The organism is Arthrobacter oryzae (assembly GCF_030812315.1).
GTDB classification, from domain to species: domain Bacteria; phylum Actinomycetota; class Actinomycetes; order Actinomycetales; family Micrococcaceae; genus Arthrobacter; species Arthrobacter oryzae_B.
In genome coordinates this window covers 41,814-62,654 of record NZ_JAUSSM010000018.1, presented here as the reverse complement: position 1 = coordinate 62,654, position 20,841 = coordinate 41,814, and the positions used below count along the sequence as shown (strand labels likewise).

Annotated in this window: 22 protein-coding genes; 10 read left to right on the top strand and 12 right to left on the bottom strand. The window is 63.7% G+C overall.

What is annotated here, in order from left to right:
- Positions 1 to 274: 274 nt before the first annotated feature.
- A complete protein-coding gene (locus tag J2S97_RS22355; protein ID WP_307052127.1) occupies positions 275 to 628 on the top strand; it encodes a hypothetical protein in 354 nt (117 codons plus the stop codon).
- A gap of 124 nt (positions 629 to 752) precedes the next feature.
- Here the strand turns inward: J2S97_RS22355 and J2S97_RS22350 are convergent, their stop codons facing one another.
- Positions 753 to 1,391 (bottom strand): hypothetical protein, encoded by a 639-nt coding sequence (locus J2S97_RS22350; RefSeq protein WP_307052126.1) that lies wholly within the window; start codon positions 1,389 to 1,391, stop codon positions 753 to 755.
- A gap of 361 nt (positions 1,392 to 1,752) precedes the next feature.
- Positions 1,753 to 2,433: a TetR/AcrR family transcriptional regulator gene (locus J2S97_RS22345; protein WP_307052125.1), complete on the bottom strand. Its 681-nt coding sequence runs from the start codon at positions 2,431 to 2,433 to the stop codon at positions 1,753 to 1,755.
- Between the two features lie 89 nt (positions 2,434 to 2,522).
- Between J2S97_RS22345 and J2S97_RS22340 the strand changes: the two genes are divergently transcribed.
- From J2S97_RS22340 to J2S97_RS22325, 4 genes are read left to right on the top strand one after another with little or no spacing between them, the layout of a single operon-like run.
- Entirely contained in the window at positions 2,523 to 3,290 is a 768-nt protein-coding gene (locus J2S97_RS22340) for a DUF4386 domain-containing protein (RefSeq protein WP_307052124.1), read from the top strand.
- 12 nt (positions 3,291 to 3,302) lie between these two features.
- Entirely contained in the window at positions 3,303 to 3,902 is a 600-nt protein-coding gene (locus J2S97_RS22335) for a hypothetical protein (protein ID WP_307052123.1), read from the top strand.
- Positions 3,899 to 4,870, top strand: coding sequence for an NAD-dependent epimerase/dehydratase family protein (locus J2S97_RS22330; protein ID WP_307052122.1), 972 nt, complete (start codon positions 3,899 to 3,901; stop codon positions 4,868 to 4,870). Before J2S97_RS22335 ends, J2S97_RS22330 begins: the two co-directional genes overlap by 4 nt.
- The gene (locus tag J2S97_RS22325) at positions 4,848 to 5,738 is read left to right on the top strand and encodes an SDR family NAD(P)-dependent oxidoreductase (RefSeq protein ID WP_307052129.1); all 891 of its coding nucleotides are present in this window, start codon (positions 4,848 to 4,850) and stop codon (positions 5,736 to 5,738) included. Before J2S97_RS22330 ends, J2S97_RS22325 begins: the two co-directional genes overlap by 23 nt.
- Before the next feature lie 112 nt (positions 5,739 to 5,850).
- Here the strand turns inward: J2S97_RS22325 and J2S97_RS22320 are convergent, their stop codons facing one another.
- The 9 genes from J2S97_RS22320 to J2S97_RS22280 all read right to left on the bottom strand — a co-directional run bounded on the left by J2S97_RS22320 (position 5,851) and on the right by J2S97_RS22280 (position 14,168).
- A complete protein-coding gene (locus J2S97_RS22320) occupies positions 5,851 to 6,450 on the bottom strand; it encodes a hypothetical protein (RefSeq protein ID WP_307052121.1) in 600 nt (199 codons plus the stop codon).
- A gap of 136 nt (positions 6,451 to 6,586) precedes the next feature.
- Positions 6,587 to 7,588, bottom strand: a complete 1,002-nt coding sequence (locus J2S97_RS22315) for an NAD(P)-dependent alcohol dehydrogenase (RefSeq protein ID WP_307052120.1) — start codon at positions 7,586 to 7,588, stop codon at positions 6,587 to 6,589.
- Positions 7,585 to 8,325: a DUF4386 domain-containing protein gene (locus J2S97_RS22310; RefSeq protein WP_307052119.1), complete on the bottom strand. Its 741-nt coding sequence runs from the start codon at positions 8,323 to 8,325 to the stop codon at positions 7,585 to 7,587. The genes J2S97_RS22315 and J2S97_RS22310 overlap by 4 nt, the downstream gene beginning before the upstream one ends.
- A 28-nt stretch (positions 8,326 to 8,353) precedes the next feature.
- Positions 8,354 to 8,818, bottom strand: a complete 465-nt coding sequence (locus tag J2S97_RS22305; protein ID WP_307052118.1) for a hypothetical protein — start codon at positions 8,816 to 8,818, stop codon at positions 8,354 to 8,356.
- A 114-nt stretch (positions 8,819 to 8,932) separates the two neighbouring features.
- On the bottom strand, positions 8,933 to 9,190 hold the full coding sequence (locus J2S97_RS22300) for a hypothetical protein (protein ID WP_307052117.1): 258 nt from the start codon (positions 9,188 to 9,190) through the stop codon (positions 8,933 to 8,935).
- Complete coding sequence (locus J2S97_RS22295; RefSeq protein ID WP_307052116.1) at positions 9,187 to 9,909, bottom strand: DUF2306 domain-containing protein; 723 nt, start codon at positions 9,907 to 9,909, stop codon at positions 9,187 to 9,189. The genes J2S97_RS22300 and J2S97_RS22295 overlap by 4 nt, the downstream gene beginning before the upstream one ends.
- Positions 9,910 to 9,930: 21 nt before the next feature.
- Positions 9,931 to 10,617 (bottom strand): hypothetical protein, encoded by a 687-nt coding sequence (locus J2S97_RS22290; RefSeq protein WP_307052115.1) that lies wholly within the window; start codon positions 10,615 to 10,617, stop codon positions 9,931 to 9,933.
- A gap of 127 nt (positions 10,618 to 10,744) precedes the next feature.
- The gene (locus J2S97_RS22285) at positions 10,745 to 13,486 is read right to left on the bottom strand and encodes a LuxR C-terminal-related transcriptional regulator (protein WP_307052114.1); all 2,742 of its coding nucleotides are present in this window, start codon (positions 13,484 to 13,486) and stop codon (positions 10,745 to 10,747) included.
- Between the two features lie 55 nt (positions 13,487 to 13,541).
- Positions 13,542 to 14,168, bottom strand: coding sequence for a TetR/AcrR family transcriptional regulator (locus J2S97_RS22280; protein WP_307052113.1), 627 nt, complete (start codon positions 14,166 to 14,168; stop codon positions 13,542 to 13,544).
- 146 nt (positions 14,169 to 14,314) lie between these two features.
- Between J2S97_RS22280 and J2S97_RS22275 the strand changes: the two genes are divergently transcribed.
- A complete protein-coding gene (locus J2S97_RS22275; RefSeq protein ID WP_307052112.1) occupies positions 14,315 to 15,022 on the top strand; it encodes a DUF4386 domain-containing protein in 708 nt (235 codons plus the stop codon).
- 39 nt (positions 15,023 to 15,061) lie between these two features.
- Here J2S97_RS22275 and J2S97_RS22270 read toward each other — a convergent pair whose 3' ends face one another.
- Positions 15,062 to 15,673: a helix-turn-helix domain-containing protein gene (locus J2S97_RS22270; RefSeq protein ID WP_307052111.1), complete on the bottom strand. Its 612-nt coding sequence runs from the start codon at positions 15,671 to 15,673 to the stop codon at positions 15,062 to 15,064.
- 76 nt (positions 15,674 to 15,749) lie between these two features.
- Between J2S97_RS22270 and J2S97_RS22265 the strand changes: the two genes are divergently transcribed.
- The 4 genes from J2S97_RS22265 (at position 15,750) to J2S97_RS22250 (ending at position 20,806) form a co-directional block, all read left to right on the top strand.
- On the top strand, positions 15,750 to 17,102 hold the full coding sequence (locus J2S97_RS22265) for an NAD(P)/FAD-dependent oxidoreductase (protein WP_307052110.1): 1,353 nt from the start codon (positions 15,750 to 15,752) through the stop codon (positions 17,100 to 17,102).
- 379 nt (positions 17,103 to 17,481) lie between these two features.
- Positions 17,482 to 17,793: a hypothetical protein gene (locus J2S97_RS22260; RefSeq protein WP_307052109.1), complete on the top strand. Its 312-nt coding sequence runs from the start codon at positions 17,482 to 17,484 to the stop codon at positions 17,791 to 17,793.
- Between the two features lie 247 nt (positions 17,794 to 18,040).
- On the top strand, positions 18,041 to 18,505 hold the full coding sequence (locus tag J2S97_RS22255; RefSeq protein ID WP_307052108.1) for a sensor histidine kinase: 465 nt from the start codon (positions 18,041 to 18,043) through the stop codon (positions 18,503 to 18,505).
- A gap of 1,215 nt (positions 18,506 to 19,720) precedes the next feature.
- Positions 19,721 to 20,806 (top strand): transposase, encoded by a 1,086-nt coding sequence (locus J2S97_RS22250; RefSeq protein ID WP_307052107.1) that lies wholly within the window; start codon positions 19,721 to 19,723, stop codon positions 20,804 to 20,806.
- Positions 20,807 to 20,841 lie beyond the last annotated feature (35 nt).

The window sequence follows — 20,841 nt, the reverse complement described above, 5'->3', positions numbered from 1 at the left end:
CAGTTTTCGAGCCTAAAGAAGCACTTCTGACACCGTTCCTGCACGCTGCCGTTATCCGTCATAACGACGCCGGAACGCGGCTCGCGGAGTCCTGTCCCGGACAGCAGAAAGGCGCCGCGCATCGCACCGATGGCGCCGTAGAGCTCGTTCGTACTGCACAGCCGAAAACTCGTTTCGTCTTCAGGGTGTCGATGAGCGAGGCGGTACCAGCCGTTCAGACGAAGGTGTTTGCCCTTTCGGTCAGTTCCTCCCCTGCCCCGAGGAGGCTGCTGCGGTGGCTGACCGCGTCGGCCGTGGCTTTATCGTGGGTGACCAGTACCAGTGCTCAGCCAAAGCGGCCAACCTGTTCCATCAGGCAGCACGTGGTTTCTTCCTGGGTAATGAGGTCAAGGCGCGGGGTGGGTTCGCCGGCGAAAACCAGGGCGGGTTCACGGAGGATCGAGCGGATGATGGCGAGCCGCTCGACGACGCCGCCATTGCGTTCGAGCAACTCGGCGCGCTACGGACGCTCGCTGCCACGCGCCGCAACCTGATCGCCGACCCAAGCCGGCCGCCGCCGGTCGTTTCTAAGTTGCCGTTGACAGCGGGGCGAGTCAGCGAGAACTCAGAACCGCAGGTCACCGAGTAGTCGAGCCGATGCGTTAAACCGTCGCTACCCGGTCGAAATCAGCACCGCTCAGATGCCCGCACAGCCCAAAGCAGGCATCGCAGCCCTGCTTCAGGCGGGCTGGGGGTTGTCGTCCTTCTCTCGTTCAGCTCGCATTAGCGCCTGCCGCTGGATTTCGATCGGCAACTTCAATTGCAGTTTCGCTGGGGATGTTTCGAAGCATCCAGATGGTGAGCCACGAGATAGCTGCGGCCAGGCCGATCAGCCCGAGCTGAAGGACAGTTTCAGGGAACACCGTGCGCAAGGCGATGGGGATGGTGCTGGCGGTGTAGAGGAGAACGGCGCCTTTCGGCGCGGTTGAGGTTCGCCATAGAGTGAGCATGAAGATCGCCGTGCCGACCAGGAAGAGTAGTGAGACTGCGGTTAGGGCTACTGCAAGCGGGCCATGTCGCAGCACTGCAACGATGTCTCGGTCAAGGTAGGGGAATACAAGGTTGAGGACAAACTCAACTCCGACGAGGCCTGCCAAGGCGGTGACGGACATGGCAGCCCCGGAAATTCCCAAGACGCCGACCTTCCGGGAAATCACGAGGTAGATCCCGATGACCAGACCAATGGCGGCAAGTTGAGCGACCGGTGCCGCCAGCTGGGTGAAGGGTGTTGTGGGAATAATCCCGGAACGCTTGGCCGCGTTCAGCACAAGGATGGTCGCCGAGAGGAATCCGGCAACTGCAAAGACTTTGATAAGCGCAGCTGGAAGCAGCACCTGGATATTCGAGGACATCTGAGGCTCTTGTCTGTTGGGTAATCCACGAACAACGAGTCCCGGAAGAATCGTTGTGCCCCAAGGATGTCGGGACGCTTCGAAGCTACCGACGGGCCTGGTGACGGGCCATCACCACATGTGATGACTCACATGGTGAATCTTCCCTTACTGCTGCCCTTCCAGATGCCCATCTCTGATTCAGAGGACACCGACTCTAACGGTGAAGTTAGTGGCTTCGCGGGAGAAGCGAGCACACCCCGCACTGTCCTGCCTGGGCGCTGATGTCAACCCTACGAGGCCAGGCAGTGCGGGCGGTGCGGCCCCTCCGGCCAAGCACCCCGACCTGATCTGCTGCACGTGGAGATAGCCAACCTTAGGCTCACTCTCCAGCAATCCCGTCCAGAATCCTGTGGAGTCCCCAGGTGTACTGCCGGGTGGAGACGTAGGTGGCCATGACCGCTGTCGCTCCGGCGGAGAGGGGGTAGCCGGCGGCCGGTATTGCCGAGAACCCCTTCAGACGGGCGGCAATTCTTTCGTCCTCCGAAGATGCCCCGGGCTTGTCACCCAACTCCGCCGTTTCAAGGGCTATCGAGCCAAAGACGTAGACGATCAGCAGGTAGGACGCCCTCGCGGCCTCACCGGCGTCGAGCCCGGAATCACGAAGCGTTTCCATGAGGTGTTCGTTCAGGGCAAGAGCCCGCGGGCCGTCCATGGGTCCGCCGATCATCAGGTTCACCGCCCCCGGATGGGCAGTGAGCCGCCCCCTGAGTTCCAACGCCAGGGATTCAATGCGCTGGCGCCACGGAACGTTGCGGTCCGAGAACACCGCCAGGTCAACCTGGCCCAGCAGGTGCTCAACAATGGCTTTGACGACTGCCGCCTTATCGGGAAAATACGTATAGACGGCGTTCGGGGCGACGCCAACCCGGCCCGCGATCCCCCGTACGGAGGCCGCAGTAACACCGCCTTCATCGAGGAGGTCAAGGGCGGCTTCCATGATGGCGCTCTCGGTCAGGGTCCTGCGTGGCCCCGGTTTCGAACTGCGTGCCTGCGCCGTCATCAAATTCCTCTCTTGACTTTCATCTGTACAGCGTACACTATTTGTACATCGTACAGTTTGTACACCGTACAGAAATAGGCAGGAACACCATGACCACCACCCCAACCTCGGGAATCCGCATTGCCACCGGCGGGCTTTTCGCCCTCAGTGCCCTGGCGTTCGCGGCAGCAGCTACAGCGCTGTCAGTGATGTTTGACTGGCCGGACGTGCTGCGGGAGCCGGCCGAGGTGGTGCTGCCTGCCTTTACCGCCGGCGGCCCTGCGCTCGTGTGGGCCTGGTTCGCGGCGGCCTGGACCTACGGGCTCCTCGCCATCCCGATCCTGCTTCTGCCGGCCGCACTCGGTCTTCGGGGGAATCCCGTTGTAAAGGTTGCCACTTATGCCGGAGCTGCCTCTGTGCTCCTATCACTCATCGGGTTCCTGCGCTGGGTGTTCGTCGTCCCGGCGCTGGCAAGCACCTACGCGACAGGGGACGGGCAGACTCGGGCTGCGGTGGCCGCTGCCTGGACAGCACAGCACCAGTTCGGCGGGGCGCTGCTGGGCGAGCACCTGGGCCAGCTTCTGGTGATCGGATGGTCCGCCGCTGTCAGCATCGTGATCCTGCGCAGCGGAGTTCTTCCCCGATGGATCGGCGCCCTCGGCCTCTTGGCCAGCAGCGTCTATCTTCTCAACCAAGGCGACATCCTTGCCACCGCCATCCCGGGATTCCCCGTCTGGGACCTCGCCGGCCTTCTCGGCAGCACCGGTTGGGGCCTTTGGATCGCCCTGCTCGGCATCAGCATCCTGATCAGGCGATCAGGGGCTGCAAGTCCCGCTCCCACCTCGCACGTCCATTCTGCCCATCACGGCATTGCCTAAGGAACTGACACTATGACCCACACTCAGACTTCGCGGGCAATCCCTATCCGGGCCTGGTTGCTGTGGACCTCCGGCTTCCTGGCACTGCCGGTGGGAGGATACGCCGGCACCATTGTCAGTGGCCGCATCGACGACCGGCTCTCCGCGGTCATCGGCGGGGCCATCGCCGGCCTCATCATCGGCGCCGGACAGGCCCTGACCAGCAGCCACAGGGTCCGGCCAGCCATCTGGGTCCCGACGACCGTCCTGGGCATGAGTGCCGGGCTGGCCCTGGGCGCCGCGGCCGTAGGCTACCGCACCGGCCTTCCTGACCTTGCCCTGATGGGAGCACTGAACGGGCTTGTCCTGGGTGTCGCCCAGGCGCTTGCCCTGCCCCAGCAGTTGGGCCGTCGCCGCTGGATCTGGGCAGCGGCAATGCCTGCCCTGTGGAGCCTCGGCTGGACGGTCACCACCCTGGCCAAAATCGCTGTCGATCAGCAGTTCATCATTTTCGGCGCCAGCGGAGCAGTCCTCGTCACCGCCGCTACCGGCCTCATCCTGAACCGGCTGCTGCCGGTCGCGCCGTCCAACCAGCCCACCATTACCCCGACCACGGCAAAGGTTCCCTCATGACTACCGACCTGCACGTCATCTTCGGCACCGGCGCCATCGGGCGGGCCACCTTGGACTCCCTCCGCCGCCGGGGCCGCACCGTCCGCATGGTCAACCGCTCTGGCAAAGCGCAGGTACCCAAGGACGTCGAAGTTGTCGCCGGAGACGCCGCCGACCCGGTCTTCGCCGTCCGTGCAGCCGAGGGTGCCGCCGTGGTGTATCAGACGATGAACCCGCCCTACCACCAGTGGAGCGCGCGTTTCCCCGCATTGCAGGCCGGAGTGCTGGCGGCCGCGGAAACAGCAGGCGCCCGGCTGGTCAGCATGGAAAACGTCTACATGTACGGGCGCCCGGCAGGACGTCCACTGACCGAGGACCGACCCAACAACGCACACACGATCAAGGGCCGGCTCCGCGCCGAAATGGCAGAAGAACTCCTGGGCGCCCACCGTGCCGGCCGGGTAGAAGTTGCCATCGGCCGCGCCTCGGATTACTTCGGACCCCGCGGCGGAGCACAATCAAACCTCGGCGACCGGGTCTTCCCCGCAGCCCGGGCCGGGAAAACCAGCATCGTCCTGGGCCACCGGCACCAACCTCACACCTATACCTACATTCCGGACATCGGTGAAGGCCTTGCCGTCCTGGGTGAACACCCGGACGCGCCCGGGGAAATCTGGCACCTGCCCAACGACCCTCAAACCCGCAGCACCCAGGAACTCGTCGACACCATCTACCGTCAGGCCGGCCAGCACCGAACCAGGATCCGCACCGTCCCGCCACTTCTCCTGCGCGCCCTGGCCATCACCAGCCCCGTGGTGCGGGAACTCCTCGAAATGCAGTACCAGTTCGAAGAGCCCTTCATTGTCGACAGCAGCAAAATCACCACAAGGCTGGGCGTCGCAGCCACGCCCCTGGACCAAGCCATCGCAGAAACACTGAACAGTTACACCACCACCAGCCGGCCCCATCCGGAACGAGCACGATCTTGAAGCAGCATCAAAGCCGCCCAATGGAAGGCAGGACAGTGGTCATCACCGGCGCCACCGGAGGCATCGGCAGAGCTACGCCCATGGCCTGGCCCTGCTGGGAGCACACGTCGGCATCATTGGCCGCGACCCCCAACGCACGTACAAAGCCGCCCGAGCGGTCCGTATGGCAGGCGGCGGAAAAGTAGACGCCTTCGTAACCGACCTGTCTTCCCAGGCCCAGATACGGCGGCTCGCCGGCGAACTGCTCAGCGCCCTCCCCCGCATCGATGTCCTGATCAACAATGCCGGCGGGTACTGGAACACCCGCCACACAACAGCAGACGGAATCGAACACACCTTCGCCCTGAACCATCTTTCGCCGTTCCTGCTCACCAATCTGCTCCTGGAGCGGCTGCAACTGGGCGGTTCCGCGCGGGTAATCACGGTATCCTCCAACGCACAGGCCCTGGGGCGCATCAACTTCAATGACCTTCAGGGCGAGCACTCCTATTCCGGCGGCACTGCGTACAACCAGTCCAAACTCGCGAACCTCCTGTTCACCTACGAACTGGCCAGAAGACTGCAAGGCACCTCAGTAACAGCCAATGTCCTGCACCCGGGCATAGTCAGCACGGGGTTCGGAGCGGAGGACCCAGGACGTGCCCGGCGGCTGCCCGTCCCGCTACTGCGCCCGTTCATGCTGACAGCAGACCAAGGCGCCAAAACCACAACCCATCTGGCCTCCGCTCCGGACCTCACCGACGTCAACGGGCGCTTCTTCGCCCGACGCAGGCCCCGCCGATCCTCCAACCCCAGCTACGACCAGGCAACGGCGTCCCAGCTATGGAAAGTCAGCGGCGAAATGACGGGCCTGACGCCGGCCGGTTAGCCCCCTAAGACAGCAGTCTTCTCCTGGCTTTAGCCGATCACGTCTGCTGATCGGTGACACCTTCCCTCGCCGCTGGGGTAGCGCGTGGTCTCTTGCCATCGCTTTGGCGGATCTATCGGGACTGGAGAGCATCCAGTGCCACTGCCATCGCCGCCGCAACCCGGCCGTCGAGTCGAGCGCCTGGGAGGGTGATGAGGTAGCGGTCGCGCAGGGACCGTCCCCGTTCCGATGTCATGAGCACTTCTCCGTTCGAGTCGATAAAGTCGAAGTGGAAGCGGAAGGGCGACGGGATCGCGTCTCCCAGAGGCGTCGCTTCCCATATGCGCCGGCCGATGGCGACGCCGAGGCTGCGCTCACTTCCAGTGACTTTGAGTCCGGACGCTTCGAGGTGCCAGGTCGATCGGAGCAGGGACTTGCCAAAGTCTTTCCGGAAGCTGCCGATCGGTTGTCCATTGGCGTCCAGCACGTCGTACGTCGCGCCGAGGTCGAGGCGTTGCCGAGCCTTGAAGGAGAAAAGCGGTATGGTCCTTGACTCGTCCTGGTAGAAGGTCACCTGCTCCTTGAAAGCTGCACGCTTCTGCTGAGCGACGGCGAGCAGGTGCCCCGGTTGCCCGTCTCCGGTCACGGAACGTATTTCGTACCGGTTCACCATCAGGGTGAGCTTCTGTGTCACGGTGAAACGGTCGATGCCCCGGGCAAATTCTGCGCTCATGTACGTCCTCGTGGTTAAGGCAGTCCCAAACAGTGTGAGGCCCGCCTGTTGCTATGTTCTCTGCCTTGACTAGCTCCTGGTCGTGAGAGCTAAGTATAGGTTCACGGCACTTTGAGGGCTGTCTGGACGGAAAGGCCTATTCGACTGACGGCCGGCGCGTGGATGCAACAGCTACTCGGACAACGACGTTGCCTCTTTTCCGGCCTGTGCTGACGTGCCGGTGTGCCTGGGCGATGTCGGTGAGGTCGAAGGAGCGGTCGATGACGGGGCGGAGTTGGCCGGACTCTGCCAGCTGTGCGATGTGGGCGAGATCAGCGGCGATGAACGGGACGTTGCCGGCGGTGATGTGCGTGCCGGTCCGGCGTGAGCGCAGACCTGCGGCCAGAACCCCGATGAGGTCGGCAATGACAGACAGCAGCGCTCCCCCGGGCTTGATGAGCGGCTGCAATTGCCGGAACGGTACGTTGCCGACACAGTCCACGATGACGTCGTAAGCTGCCGTCTCCTGGGTGAAGTCTTCCTTGGTGTAGTCCACTACCGTCTCGGCGCCAAGGGACCGAACCAGGTCAGCGTTGGTGCCGCTGCACACTGCGGTGACGTGGGCACCTGCAGTGTTGGCGAGCTGCACGGCTGCGGTCCCGACGGCGCCCGAGGCCCCGTTGACGAGCACCGACGTCCCGGGACCCATGCCGGTCCTGCCGAGGAACGCCTGGGCGGTGATCCCGCCGAAGACCAGCGACGCGGCTTCCTCGAAAGTCAGGTTCGGCGGCTTTGTTGTGATGGCCCCGTCCTGCGGGACGGTGACGTATTCGGCGTGGCCGCCAAATGTCCCACCCAGCATCGCGATCACCTCGTCACCGGGCTTGAAGCGGGCGACGTCGGGACCGACTGATTCGACGACGCCGGCGATGTCCATGCCCAGGACCGGGATGCGCGGGGTGATAAATCCGAGGGTGATCGAGCTGAGAAGCTTCAGCCCTTTTGGAACGTGTTTGGTCCGGGCCCGGTAGTCAGCGGCGCTGACAGTGGCTGCCTGGACCTTGACCAGCAGCTCGCCGCGCCGAGGGGCGGGTTTGGGCTGTTCCTCGAGCCGGACCACCTCCGGGCCGCCGAAGCGGCGGTATACGGCGGCTTTCATCGCCCGGTCCCGCCGCGCGTGCCGGTACCTGTTGCGGTGAGCCTGGCGACGGCGTCGGGGTTGAATCCCCTGAGGACCAGCCAGATGCCCATCCCGAACTCCCAGATGGCCAGGAACAGGGCACCGAATCCGGCCAGCGGCGATACCGGACCCCACAGGCCAAAGAGCATGCCGACTGCCCCGGCGATGAGCAGCGGCGCCCCGATTAATCCGAAGACCGGCAACGCCCGGGGCAGCAGACGGGATTTGTACATGAGTGAGCCGAGCAGCAGTGCGTTGAACGCAGGTATCAGGCTTTGTCCGAGCAGTGTGGTCCGGGCATGCTGGGCGAGCAGTGCCTGACCGGTGATGAGCGCTTCCTCTCCGGCGCGGGCCTGGCGGAGGGTAACGATTGACTTGAGCACCGCGACCCCGGCGAAGATAGCCCCTGCCTCCAGGATCCGCGCCCCGACGAACCCGAGCGCGACCCCTTCGTTCTGTCGCTTGACCACCGGATACAGCGCGACACCGGTTCCGATGCAGGCCAGGGCAACGATGACCTCCAACAGCCCGCCGACGACGACCAGGGTGTCGGGGCCGGGACCGGTGATGAATCCAGCGTCTGTCTGTACACGGTCACAAAGGAAGAGGGTAGGGATGGACACGAACGTGAGGAGGTAAAACGTGCCGGCGGCCAGCGAGGTCTTCCGGTGGGACACCAGAGGCACCTTCGTGGTTTCGGGTTCAGTGGTAATCATGATGATTTGTCTCCTGTTAGGAGGGGTGTCAGCGGACGTCGGGCAGCCAGCGGTCACCGCTTCTGATCACGTACTGCCGGACCAAGTACGGCCAGGGAAGGATGAGCACGACGATCACGACAAGGGAGCAGTTGATGGCGACAGTGGCGGTGGCGTCGTTGAGCTCGCCGGCGATCCATAGGGGCAGCGCCACAGTGCTGAGCCAGATCACTTTCCATGTCATTTCGAACAGCAGGATCGGGATCAGCTTTACGGGGTAGCGGACACCGAGGAAGAACAGCAGGGACTGAGCGACGAGCATGCACACCACAACCCCGTCCATCAGCGGCCAGGAAGCGTCGTGCCCGGTCAGCAGGGGCCACCGAGTGATCGCCAGGCCGAGCGCCATCAGCAGGTAGCCGCCACGCAACAGGTATAGACGCTGCAGGGACAGCTCCTCCGCGGGGCCCGTCACGGTCTTCGGGTTGGGTGTGGACGTCGCCGGTAATGACATTGCAGGCTCCTTGCTCACTTGCCGGGAAAACTGAGGGATGTTCATTCCTTGAGGGTGCGCCGCTGTGCGGCGGCAGCAAAGTTTTGTTGCCAAAACGGGTACACGGCGGTTTGTTCAGTGATCACCGACCGAGCCGGCTGGAGGGCCGATCATTTGTACGGAGATGAGGACCATGCCGAGGTCGCGGACCTTGTTGAGGACGCTGTGCAGTGCGGCCTGGTCCGTCACCGGGCCGCGGAGAGCTGTCGTACCGTCACTTGCGCGGGTGAGTTCGAAGTGCTCGAACCATTCCACCCAGTAATCATCGAGGTGCCCTTCCACCCGGAGCTCGTAGTGGCCGGGTTCGTCCCCGTGGGGCATGGGGCCGGTCACGGTACCGGAACCTTCGCTGTGTCACTACCGGCGTGCTTCCACGGCCTTCGTCGGCGGATGGCCCATTCGGCGGCGGCAAGATTGATAATCCAGCCGGCCCCGTTGAGAAGCGCACCGGTGAGCGCCGTTTTCCCAAAGATCGCCTCACCGAACCCCAAAGTGAATACCTGGGTGCCCGCGCCCAGCCCCAAGGCGTAGGCCCGGATCATCCACTGCCGGTGCCGCGTGATGTCCTGGCGGCGGACAGCGGCGAAGCCAATAACGATGCATAGTGCCATTCCCAGCCCGGCAAGCCAACGGAACACGTACAGCAGTTCCCCTGACCCGGCCGGAAAGGAAACGAACTGGTTCAGCCAAAGACCCGACAGGGCCACCAGCATCCCCACCACGACCAGGACCCGCCCGGCCATCCGGTGCCAGGCTGGCTTGCGGCGCCGGAAGCTCGGCGAGAACTGGAAGGCACCGGGAATCACAAAGATGGTGGCGGTGATGATGTGGACGGCCACCGGCAAAGATAGAGGGTGGCTTCCGGTATCGGTGGACCCGTCCGCGGTGCCCAGGGAAAGCGCGATGCGCCTTAGAGTGTCCGCCAGTACCGGAACGAGGCCCAGGGCGATCAGGCCGGTGATGAGGAGCCCGGCACCTGGTGTTTGACGCCGTCCTTTCCTCTGGCTTCGCGCAGGGGATGGTCCAGCCCCTGCACTGTCCTTGCCGTCCATCACACATCCCGTTTCTGATCGTCACTTAGCGACAGCCCGGCCACGACCCGCGACGACGGTCCCTGCAGCCAGGGAAACCGTTTGGCGGGCACTGACCCACAGTGAGTAACCCAGCCACGCCACAGCGATACCTACGGGAAGGGCGGCGAAGCGTCCCACCGCGTGGGGAAACAGCGGAAGCAGGGCGGTAGAGACTGATCCCACGGCCAGCAGGATGCCCGCCCAGCGGGCGAGGATCCGGGCCCGAAAGATGGCGATGCCGAAGGTCAGTCCGCCGAGGAAGTAGACCGCGAAGGCGAACGTGCTGATCCCCTCCAGAGGACCCAGGCTCCCGTCAGCTGCGGCACCGCCGAAGATGCCGAGGATGTCCGTTGCAATGTGCGGAGCCTGCTCGGCCAGCGGCGGCAGCACGAAGGCCTCCACGAACGAGTTCGCTATGACGGTCAAATAGAACAGGCCGAGCAGAAGGAAGCCGGACAGCCCCAGCAGCCCCGTCTCCTTCACCTGCTTGAGATACATCCCGGTGATTCCGGCGAGGCCGAGGACACCCATCAACACGGTCAGGTAATGCACGATGGCCCAAGTGCTGCCGGTGACGTTCGCGACTTCCTCCGCCGGGTGGACGAACTGTATCGATACATACAGCAGTCCGGCGGCTATGGCGGCAACGCCGGCCGCTCCGCTGAGTTTGGACGGGGTGATGGTCATTTCCGCGCTCCCATTTCTGGTGAGTCCGGGGCGGGTGCCGGGGACGATTCTAAAGCTACGCATGCCCGTGGCGACAGGGCATCACCACATGTGGTGACCGGAGTGGTGATTCAGAGGGGCTGCTTGGTCAGAGGAGCCCGTGTTCGCGGGCGCGGCGAACGGCCTCCGCCCGGTTGTTCACCTGGAGCTTTTCGAAGATGTGCCGGGTATGGGTCCTGAGTGTGTTGAGTGAGACGAACAACTGCCGGGCAACCTCCGGCCCGCTCAGGGAAGAGTCGAGCAGCCGGAGCACCTGGAGTTCCCGATCGCTGAGCTGGACGTTAAGGGCGTCCCTGCCGGGAGACGTGGCAGCGGGCGTTTCCCCGGTGTTGCCTGCGTGGAGCAGTTGGCTGACGTAGCTGGGACAGATTCGCTCTGCGGTGGCCTTGTGCAGCAAAGCGATCATGGGTGCGCCTTCATCCAGGAACAGCCGTACGTGGCCTTCGGCTGCGGTGCGTTTGAGTGCCTGTTCCAGGGCCTCGAGCGCCAAACCCGCTCGGCCCTGGACCTGGTACGCCCTTGCCTTGAGTACGAGGATCTCGGTGACGCTGCCACCTCGGCCGTCGGTTTGGGCGACCTGAAGCAACCGGTCGAGCAGATAGAGGACGTCGCCGAGGGAGCCGTTGGGCGGGTCTGCTTCGTGTTGAGCGATAAGCAGGCGGGCGAGGGTGAGGTGCTCGAATTCCCGCAGATAGCTCAGCTCATCACCGGCAGTGAGGTTCCGTGCCCGGGCCCAGGCCCAGGCTTCCCGCAGGGCCCCTTGCCCGATCCAGATCCGCGCCTTCATCGCCGGGATCGGCCGGACATCGGGAAAGAACCCCCGCAGATAACGCCGCTCGGCCTCCTCCAGCAGCCCGATGGCACGGTCAGGATCTCCGGACAGGTACTCAAGGCGTGCCATCACGACGAAGCGGCGGTACCGGTTCTCCGGCAGCGACGCCGCCTCGCCGAGCGCAATGCCCATTTCCAGGTGTTGTTTCGCGGCAGCCAGCGCCCCGGTCTCACAGTGCAGGGCGCTGATTCCCACATGGAGGTCGGCAGTTGGCGGGCCAGTGGATATGCCTGCAGAGTCTGCGGCCGTAATGGCTTGTTCCAGAAGACGGCGCGCCTCGGTCAGGCTGCCCCTGGCCATCCACAGGTCCGCCAGAACCATGGTGCTGGCGAGTTCGTCGGCGATATTTCCTGCAGCATGCAAGTTCGGGGCCACGTCGGCGAAGGTGGGCACTGCCATGTCGAGATCACCGCGGGCCCACGCGGCCAGCCCGAGGAACCCTGCCGCCGCGGCCCGCGACAGATGATCACCCGGCCCGCACAGTTCCAGCGCGCGCCGGGCATGGGCGGCGGTCCCTGCCGCATCCCCCACTGCCTGAGCCAGCGCTGCCCGGTAGACGGCAATGGTCACCGGCAGGGCGCGGAACTCTTCGCTGTCGGCTCTCAGTCCTCCGGGGGGATTACGCGTCCTTTCCCCATCCAGGGAAGCCTCCGCGAGTCCGCGTTCAGCATCCTGGAGACGTTGTTCGACGGCGTCCAGGTCACCGGAGGTGAGCATCAGCCAGGCATAAAAGACGCTCAGCACCGGGTTGCCGCGCACGACGTGGTTGGGAAGGGCGCCCAACCAGCCGCGCAGGGTCGCATCGTGCCGGCTTCGCCGGATGGCCGGCACTACCGCCTCCAGCAGCGCCCCTGCCCGTTCGAAGTCCCCGGCCGCCAGCGCATGCTTCAGTGCGTCCTCCAGCAGATGATGGTGCTGGTACCACTCGCTGGCGCGCCGGTGCAGCGGCTGCTGGAGATCAGGTTCCTCGTGCGACGCACGTGCCCGGAGCACGTCGGCAAAGAGGTGGTGGTAGCGATACCACTGTCTCCGGTCGTCCAGGGGGACGACAAACAGATTTGCCCTCTCCAAACCATCAAGCACAGCACTGCTTCCGCCCTGGCCCGTGACCGCGTCACACAGCGGACCCGAGAGTCGGTCAAGGACGGCGGTACGCATCAGGAAGCTCCGCACGTGCTCGGGCTGGCGCTGCAGTACCTCCTCGACCAGGTAATCCAGGATGAAGCGGTTGCTGCCGGTGAAAGCGCCGATGAAGCCTGTCACGTCCGCGTGCCCGCGCAGGGACAGCGCGGCGAGCTGCAGGCCTGCCGCCCACCCCTCCGTCCGGGCTTCGAGGGCAAAAATGTGCTCGGCGGAAAGGCTCAGCCCCATGCAATCATTCAGGAAGGCCTGAGCCTCCTTGGCCGAAAAGCGCAGGTCGGCAGCGCGCAGTTCAGTCATCTGATCCCGCACCCTTAAACGGGACAAAGGAAGCGGCGGGTCAGAGCGGCTTGCGATGGCCAGGTGCAGTTGGGGCGGGGAATGGTCGAGCAGGAACGCTACAGCGTCATGAACAGGGCGCGCTTCGATCGCATGGTAGTCGTCGAGGACAGCGATGAAGGACGTTCCAACCTGGGCGAGGTCGTTGATGAGGGCAACCAGAACCGGTTCCGCCGCGGCGGCCTGGGTAGCGTCGAGCAGCGCTTGGGCACGGGACCCAATGTCCGCGTCCACGCCATGCATCCCGGCAATGAGATGGGTTAAGAAACGGGCAGGGTCGTTGTCGCCCGCATCCAGGGACAACCAGGCAACCCGCACCTCGGGCTCCGCTGCCCGGACGCGATGTACCGACTGGCTCAGCAACGTCGTCTTGCCAAAGCCGGCCGGGGCGCAAACCAGCGTGAGCTTCCGACCTGCACGTGATTCCGAGAGCAGAGGATCGACAAGCCTGGGGCGGGCGACGGCGTGGCGCCGCGGGGCCGGAACATGGAACTTCGTGGCAAGCATGCTCATCGCCATTGTGTGAACTATACGGCGGCCGGCTGGTGCTGTGTAGGGCCAACTCCCCCTGCCCTTAGTCCGCGCCCTCCAAGTCGCGTTCCCGTTCCAAGGCGTCGAGCACCAGGTCCAGGCCGAAGCTGAATTCGTCGGCGTAGTTGTACCCGGGTCGCAGCACATGTTTTCCCATGAGCTCATAAAGGTAGGGGTATTCGCTGGCGGGCAGTTGGGCGAGCATGGCGCTGGCCATGACGGCAGCCTGTTCCTCGGTGTCGAAGGGCAGTGCCTTTTCCTGCTTGGCGTAACCGTAAACGTAGCTGTCCAGCGCAGAGAAGGCGTGCGCCGTCATGGCCAGGGAAAAGCCCCCGTTCCTGAAGGTACCGAGCACCCTGTCGTGATGCCTCAAAGTCCCGGGACCAGGGCTGGTTCCGGAGTCCATCAGACCGTTGGCCCACGGATGGCGCAGCAGGACGTCCCGCACCGAAACCGACCTTTTCCGCAAGGCCGTCTTCCAGTCATCGTCATGGGACGGCAGCTCGATCTCGCTGTACAGGGCATCGATCATCCCGTTGAGCAGGTCCTCCTTGTTAGAGACATGGTTGTACAGCGACATCGCTTCCACCCCCAGCCCCACCCCCAGCCGCCGCATGGAGAGCTTCTCGATGCCCTCCTCATCCGCCAGTCTGATCGCTGTCTGCAACACCCGCTTCCGGTTTAACCGGGCCCGGCCTTCAGGTCGCTGGACACTCTTCGCCGGCATCTTCCACCCTTCCACCGTGAGTCCATTGATAAACTTACACCGTAAGCGTATGTTACTTCCATCATAAGCTTACACCGTAAGGAAGAATGATGAGCAACCTGGCCACAACCCCCACCGCTGCACCGGTCTCGCACCAAAGGTCCAGTCTGGACTTCCGCACCTGGTCCCCCGCCACCGCCAGCCTCGTCTCCGGCCTCGGCCTGCTGGCCATGGTGGTCCTGATGACGGCCGGCTACTTCGGCGGCGTCGTACCCCTCATCACCCCAGGCGACGCCGCCAAAACGTCCGCGGACATCTCACAGTCCGGCATGGTGTACCAGGCCGGTGTTCTCGCCATCTTCCTGGTCACGCTCATCGACGTCCTGGCTGCAGTTGCCTGGTTCGCGCTCTTCAAGAACGTGAACCGGAAACTGTCAGCCGTTGCCGCATGGATGCGTATCACCTTCGCAGCGCTCTTCACAGTCGCAACCGGCCACCTGGCCTACGCCTACACCCTTCTCGATCAACCCGAACTGGCACTGCACGCCATCGAATCATTCCGAACGATCTGGCTCGTCAGCCTCGGCCTTTTCGGCCTGTACCTCATCCTGATCGGTTACCTGGAATTCCGCTCGACCTTCGTACCCAAAGTCTTCGGTGTACTTCTCGTCATCTCCGGCACCGGATACATCATCGACGCCATCGGCGTCGCGTTCGTCAACGGATTCACCCCGATGTACGGACTGTTCGCCATCATCGGAGAAACGGCCGGGATCTTCTGGCTCCTTATCAAAGGCCGGAAGCTCACCATCCGCTAAACCCCCAACACCGCGAAAAAAGCCTCACGGCCGGCCTTCTCAGACGGGCCGGCCGTGCTGGTCGTGACGCTGCTTGTTCGCCTTCGCGCGGACGTGCATCCTCTCGCCCTGGCCGCCAAAGACACTAAGTACTTCTGCCTGCTGATCCCCCGTGCTGCCGAACCAATGGGGAACGTGGGTATCGAACTCGGCCACCTCTCCCGGCCCCAGGACCAGGTCATGGTCACCGAGCACAAGGCGCATCCGCCCCGAAAGGACATAAAGCCACTCGTAGCCTTCGTGAGTCTTCAGGACGGGCTCGATCTTGGACGTCGGAATGATCTTCCAGGCCTGCATGCCTCCCGGCTGGCGGGTCAGCGGAATGACCGTACGCCCGTTGGCGTTTCGGGGCTTAAGGCGGATACGGGGATCACCGACTTCCGGTGCGCCGACCAGCTCATCCAAGGGCACGCGATAAGCCTGGGCCAACGGCAGGAGCAGCTCCAGGCTCGGGCGCCGCTGGCCGGACTCCAGCCGCGACAACGTGCTCTTCGAAATACCAGTGGCTGCTGCGAGACTCGTCAACGTCACGCCGCGCTGCATGCGAAGACGCTTGAGCCGCACGCCCACCTGGTCCAGAGCAGCGGCAATAACAGTTGGTTGGTCATTCACAGGCTTATCAAACCCCCGTTTCCCGGAAACAGCAACGATTGTTGTCGAGACTGGAATTCCGGATGAACCTGAAGCCATGAATGAATACGACGTAGTGATAGTAGGCGGTGGAGCCGCCGGCTTATCGGCGGCCCTGGTGCTGACCAGAGCCCGCCGCAAAGTCCTGGTGGTCGATTCCGGTGCACCACGGAATGCCCCTGCCGAGCACATGCATGGCTTCCTTTCCCGCGACGGCCTGCCACCGGGAGAACTCCTGTCCCTGGGACGGGACGAGGTGGAAGGCTACGGTGGCGAAATCGTTGGAGGTGTTGTCACTGAACTGGTCCCGGCCGGCCGCTCGGGCTTTCGGGTGCTGCTGTCAGACGGCCGGCGCATTTCCACCCGGCGGCTCCTCGTTGCCACAGGGCTTCGTGATGAACTGCCCTCTATCCCGGGCCTTGCCGACCGGTGGGCGCGGGATGTCCTCCACTGCCCCTACTGCCATGGCTATGAAGTCCGTGACCAGCAGCTGGGCGTACTGGGCGGTTCCCCAGAAACCGTCCGTTACGCACAAATCGTCCGTCAATGGGCAAAGGACGTCGTACTGTTCGTACCAACAGGGTTCCTGACACCCCTTCAGCGCTCAGAACTGGTCGCCCGTGCCATCGGAGTCGTCGAAGGCGACATCACCCGGATCCTGACCGAAGACGACCACCTGCTAGGCATCGAGACGGACGACGGCACGACCATCCCGCGCAATGTCCTGTTCGTTCCACCGCGGTTCGTTGCCAACAATGACCTACTCATCGGCCTCGGCTGCGAAATAGACGAAACCGGGTGGGCCGTCAAAGACGGCACGGGCCAAACCACCGTGCCGGGGGTATGGATAGCAGGCAACGTGGCCAACCCCCGGGCACAAGTCATAACCGTTGCCGGCGAAGGATCCGCCGCCGCCATCGCATCAACGCCGACCTGGTCGACCAGGACGTCAGGCACGCCGTCAAGGCCTTCAACATGGGCTTCTAAACCCACGTTTTTCCCCCGCCCAGCAACTCCCCAACTCAATCAAAAGCTACTAAGGAGCTCCCGTGCCCAGCACCTCGACAACCACCCGCTCTGCACCGCCAACAAAACACCAGCTGGCGCTGATGATCTGGCTCGCTGTCTTCCCCACTCTGACAGCCATAAACATCGTGTTCGGAGACTGGCTCGCCACCCTGCACCCAGTCCTGCGGACCTTTGTCCTGGCTACTATTGCGGTTCCCATCGTTATCTACGGCATCATGCCCCAACTTCACCGGCTCTGGGGGCGACTGGCGAACCGCACTGCCACCTAGCCTCGACCAAGATGCCCAAGAAACCTTACGTAAGGCCGGTTATCGACCTTTGCTGCCCGGCTTCATTGGGCGAGCGAAACGCGCATCCGATCAGAAGAATCAGCCGCAAGTAGCGTCGGTTGGCGGCGATCTTTTCCAGCGGAGTGACCGCTCTGATTGGTTTATCACTGCAAACGTGCCCCGGGACAGTGGAAGGCCGGCGCGAACTCCTGGTTGGGCAGGTAGCGGCGCCGTGCGATCGTGACCGCGCAACGGCCATCGGGAGGAGTCGTCTGCCCCGCTTCGGAATTCATCAGTTTCCTGGGGCAGTACGAAAGGCCATTATTGAATTGTCAGAGCAGCGGCTCGGTGGATCGGAGAAAGGCCATGCTACAGGCCCTAATGTGCAAGCTGAACATTCGGCACGAATGGCATATTGAACACGCCGAAGACGGGAGTTTATACAAACGCTGTCTGCGGTGCGGGAAGGATGACGATCAACGCGGCATCACGGTGACCGACAACGGAGCCAGCACTGCCGGCTGGAGTACCTCGGTGCTCCTCATGGACTTCACGGGCGAAGCGACCGGAGCCCGTCTTTCCGCCGCAGGAGCCACCAACACCCCGACGGCGGCCACCGCAACCGGCACCGTCTCAGTGCCCGCGTCCCCGGCAACGGATCCGACCGCGCCCAAGATCATTCAGACTGCCACATGTGTAACCGGCAACAACGCGGCGACCTGGGATGCCGGCCTCAGCCCGCAGGTGCCAACCGAGGGCGTGGTGGATGCCTCCACTGCAACGGTCACGTACTCCGTCTCCTAACGAACCCGGCAACGGGCTACGGTGTGTGCCGAGGGCCAAACGAGTCGTTTGCTGCCGCCTTCCGGAGAAAAACCCACCCTCCAAGGTCATGCTTGCCGAATCCCGCCAGAACCCTGCATCAGAGGTGTGGATACGCTTCGGAATCCTTGATGCTGACTAGGCACTCTTAACCCAAGCGCACGCCGGATCAAGCTTGATCCAATTCGCGAAGAAGGCAACAAGGGGCTGCCAGGAAGCGGGAAGAATCGTGAATCAAACACCAACGCTGGACGAAGTCAGCGTCAACGTCATCACCGATGACCGCCCCGTTGACTTCCACGCCCTGGGACTTGCCGGTTGTATCGATAGGCTGACCACTCCCCTGCGTAGGTCAGGAACCTCGGTCCGGTGGGAAACACCGCACCACGGCATCGAAATACCGGCAGCCTGCGCAGCCCTGCTCTATCACGCCGCGCAGGAATCGCTCAGCAACGCGTACAAATACGCCCATGCCACCCGACTTACCATCCGGCTGGCAGCCGTCTACCACGGCATCCGGCTGGACATCATGGACGACGGGGCCGGATTCGATACCCAGTCCCTTAGTGGGAGACGACACGGGTTCGGTGTGCGCCTCATGAGCATCGCTGTGCACGAGGCCGGGGGCACGATCGCCATTGACTCCGGCCCCGGCCACGGCACACGGGTGACCATCACCCTTCCGCTGGATTAGTGACCAACGCAGCCGCAGATTACTCCCTGGACCTTTGTGTACGCAGCGTTTGCGACATGGATAATCGTCACGAGCAAACTGGCGACTGCCCCATCCTGACGCAGCGGACCAGGCCCGGAAGGCGCGTTACACAGGTCTACGCCACCGATTTTTCAAGCATCCCCTTCCGCTGATGCAACTCGACAACGGAGTCTGGGCTCTACGTCGGAAGATAGCCTGCACAACAAAAAGTGCGCGCACCTACGGAAGCACGCGGTTGAGTGGCCGCAGCCTGGGCTACTGGCCGCACGAAAGCCTCATTCACGAACTCGCCCAACAGTTGGCAGAGTTCGGCATGCCTATCAGTGCAGCCTGGATCCTAAGGCCTTCATCAATCGCCGAATACCAGCCCCAAACAGCCTCCTACGGACCAGAAGTCCCGCTGCAGTCCCTCACTGGCACTTCCCAGGCCGAGCCCCGCGGGCATTCACCGACGACGTCCGACGCCGGCAATCCCCAACGTCCGCGACGGCGCCTTCGTTTCCGGTCATCCACGCTCGTCTACACAAAGCCGTTGATGCAGGCATCTGACGACGCACCTGAGGAATCGTGGAGGACCAGGGCCAAGAGCAGGCTCAGGTAATCATGTCGATAGCCGCGGAAGAAGTTCCGGATCCCACACACCTGCACTCTGTCGACGGAATCGTACGCCAGCCGCACATAGTCCCAAAGACGTTCCCGCTGAACCCGGAACGTCCTACGAAACCGACGGTCTGGGCCGCAAAGTCAGGTCGCGTGCAACAGAGAACCGCATGAAGTCACGAGGATAGGGACCAAAGTGAAGGTCCAAAGGCCGCCCGTGCACAAAAGTGTGCACAATGTGCATGCCCCCCTTGGCCGGACAAACACGCGATGAGCGCACACTGCCTGGTGCGTAGAAGGCAGCTATCCGCGGAAGATCCTCGAAGAAGATTTGGCTTGGTCATGTCGTCACCACAACTTCTGGCCATGAATGAGTGACGGCCGACAACGGGCACCGCAAACAGCAAAAGGACGACACATCACCCTAGATTCCAGCAAGAGGAAGGCCCACAGGCCAGGATCCTGACCCCGCCACCCACACAACCGAATAGGCGCCCGCAGCGCCAGGCACAAACCGCGGACTGCGTCAGAGGGGCCGATGAGGGTCAACGCCCACACATTAAAGCAAAAACCCCTCTGACGAGGGGTCATGCTGTGCCCAAGGTGGGACTCGAACTGCATTCCCGCCCCTGCGAACACTGGGAAGTGGCGGAAACATGCCGAATCCGGCCTGGTCCGACCCTCCGGCAGACCCGCCGGCTGCAAGGAAAATCCGACCCGCTCGATGCCTACCAGGCCGCCGAATCCGTGCCGTCCGGCCGGGCCAGCGTCACCCCGAAATCCCGGGACGGGGCGGTGGAATCGTTGCGGGTGCTGCGCGCGGAGCGTGCCACGGCGATGCGTGCCCGGGTCGCCGTGATGGCCCAGGTGAAGTCGGTCATGGTGCCCGCGCCGGAGGCCATCCGCGCCAGGTACCGGGCCATGACGAGCCCGGCTTTGATGGCCGCGCCGGAGAAGACACGGCCCGCGGGAGCCCCCTCCGAGCCGCTGACCAGCACCGCGATCGTGCTGAAACGGCTCGCCGTCCGCTACAGGCACCTGCACCAGGAGCTGGCACTGATCGATGCCGAACTCGACACCATCCTCACGCTCCACGCACCGATGCTCCGCGATCTACAGGGCGTGGGCACCGACGTCGCCAGCCAGCTCCTCGTGACGGTGGGCGACAACCCCGAACGCGTGACCACGGAGGCGAAGTTCGCGGCCCTGGTCGGCGTCGCCCCGATCCCCGCATCATCGGGAAAGACCTCCCGGCACCGGCTCAGCCGCGGAGGCAACCGGCAGGCCAACAAAGCCATTCACCGCGTGGTCCTCGTACGGATGCGCAACGACGGCAGGACCAGGGCCTATGTGGCAACGCGACGTCAGGAGGGCAAGAGCACCAGGGAAATCATGCGCTGCCTCAAACGCTACGTCGCCCGGGAAGCCTGCGACCAGCTCCTCCTCCCGCGCCCGGCACCCGACGCCGGCACCCTCCGGACGGCACGCACAGCCAAGCAGCTGACCCTTCAACAAGCCGCCGACGCCCTGCACGACTGGCCCACCGCACTGTCCCGCCTCGAACGCGGACTCGCCCACGACAACAACTTCCACAAACGCTACGAAACCTGGCTCAACTGCCAACCCCCGGGAACCGTGCAGATGCCGGATCCCGGGTTGGCCAGCGTGCTGCCTGCCTGACCATGGCCGCGCAGCGATCGCTGTAGCGACCCTTG

Bases quoted from the DNA above. Each gene is read 5' to 3' on its own strand.
- J2S97_RS22295 (WP_307052116.1), bottom strand. From the start codon at position 9,909: ATGGACGGCAAGGACAGTGCAGGGGCTGGACCATCCCCTGCGCGAAGC.
- J2S97_RS22335 (WP_307052123.1), top strand. From the start codon at position 3,303: ATGACCCACACTCAGACTTCGCGGGCAATCCCTATCCGGGCCTGGTTG.
- J2S97_RS22315 (WP_307052120.1), bottom strand. From the start codon at position 7,588: ATGAAAGCCGCCGTATACCGCCGCTTCGGCGGCCCGGAGGTGGTCCGG.
- J2S97_RS22320 (WP_307052121.1), bottom strand. From the start codon at position 6,450: ATGAGCGCAGAATTTGCCCGGGGCATCGACCGTTTCACCGTGACACAG.
- J2S97_RS22290 (WP_307052115.1), bottom strand. From the start codon at position 10,617: ATGACCATCACCCCGTCCAAACTCAGCGGAGCGGCCGGCGTTGCCGCC.
- J2S97_RS22350 (WP_307052126.1), bottom strand. From the start codon at position 1,391: ATGTCCTCGAATATCCAGGTGCTGCTTCCAGCTGCGCTTATCAAAGTC.
- J2S97_RS22340 (WP_307052124.1), top strand. From the start codon at position 2,523: ATGACCACCACCCCAACCTCGGGAATCCGCATTGCCACCGGCGGGCTT.
- J2S97_RS22345 (WP_307052125.1), bottom strand. From the start codon at position 2,433: ATGACGGCGCAGGCACGCAGTTCGAAACCGGGGCCACGCAGGACCCTG.
- J2S97_RS22305 (WP_307052118.1), bottom strand. From the start codon at position 8,818: ATGTCATTACCGGCGACGTCCACACCCAACCCGAAGACCGTGACGGGC.
- J2S97_RS22265 (WP_307052110.1), top strand. From the start codon at position 15,750: ATGAATGAATACGACGTAGTGATAGTAGGCGGTGGAGCCGCCGGCTTA.
- J2S97_RS22310 (WP_307052119.1), bottom strand. From the start codon at position 8,325: ATGATTACCACTGAACCCGAAACCACGAAGGTGCCTCTGGTGTCCCAC.
- J2S97_RS22285 (WP_307052114.1), bottom strand. From the start codon at position 13,486: ATGGCGATGAGCATGCTTGCCACGAAGTTCCATGTTCCGGCCCCGCGG.
- J2S97_RS22275 (WP_307052112.1), top strand. From the start codon at position 14,315: ATGAGCAACCTGGCCACAACCCCCACCGCTGCACCGGTCTCGCACCAA.
- J2S97_RS22330 (WP_307052122.1), top strand. From the start codon at position 3,899: ATGACTACCGACCTGCACGTCATCTTCGGCACCGGCGCCATCGGGCGG.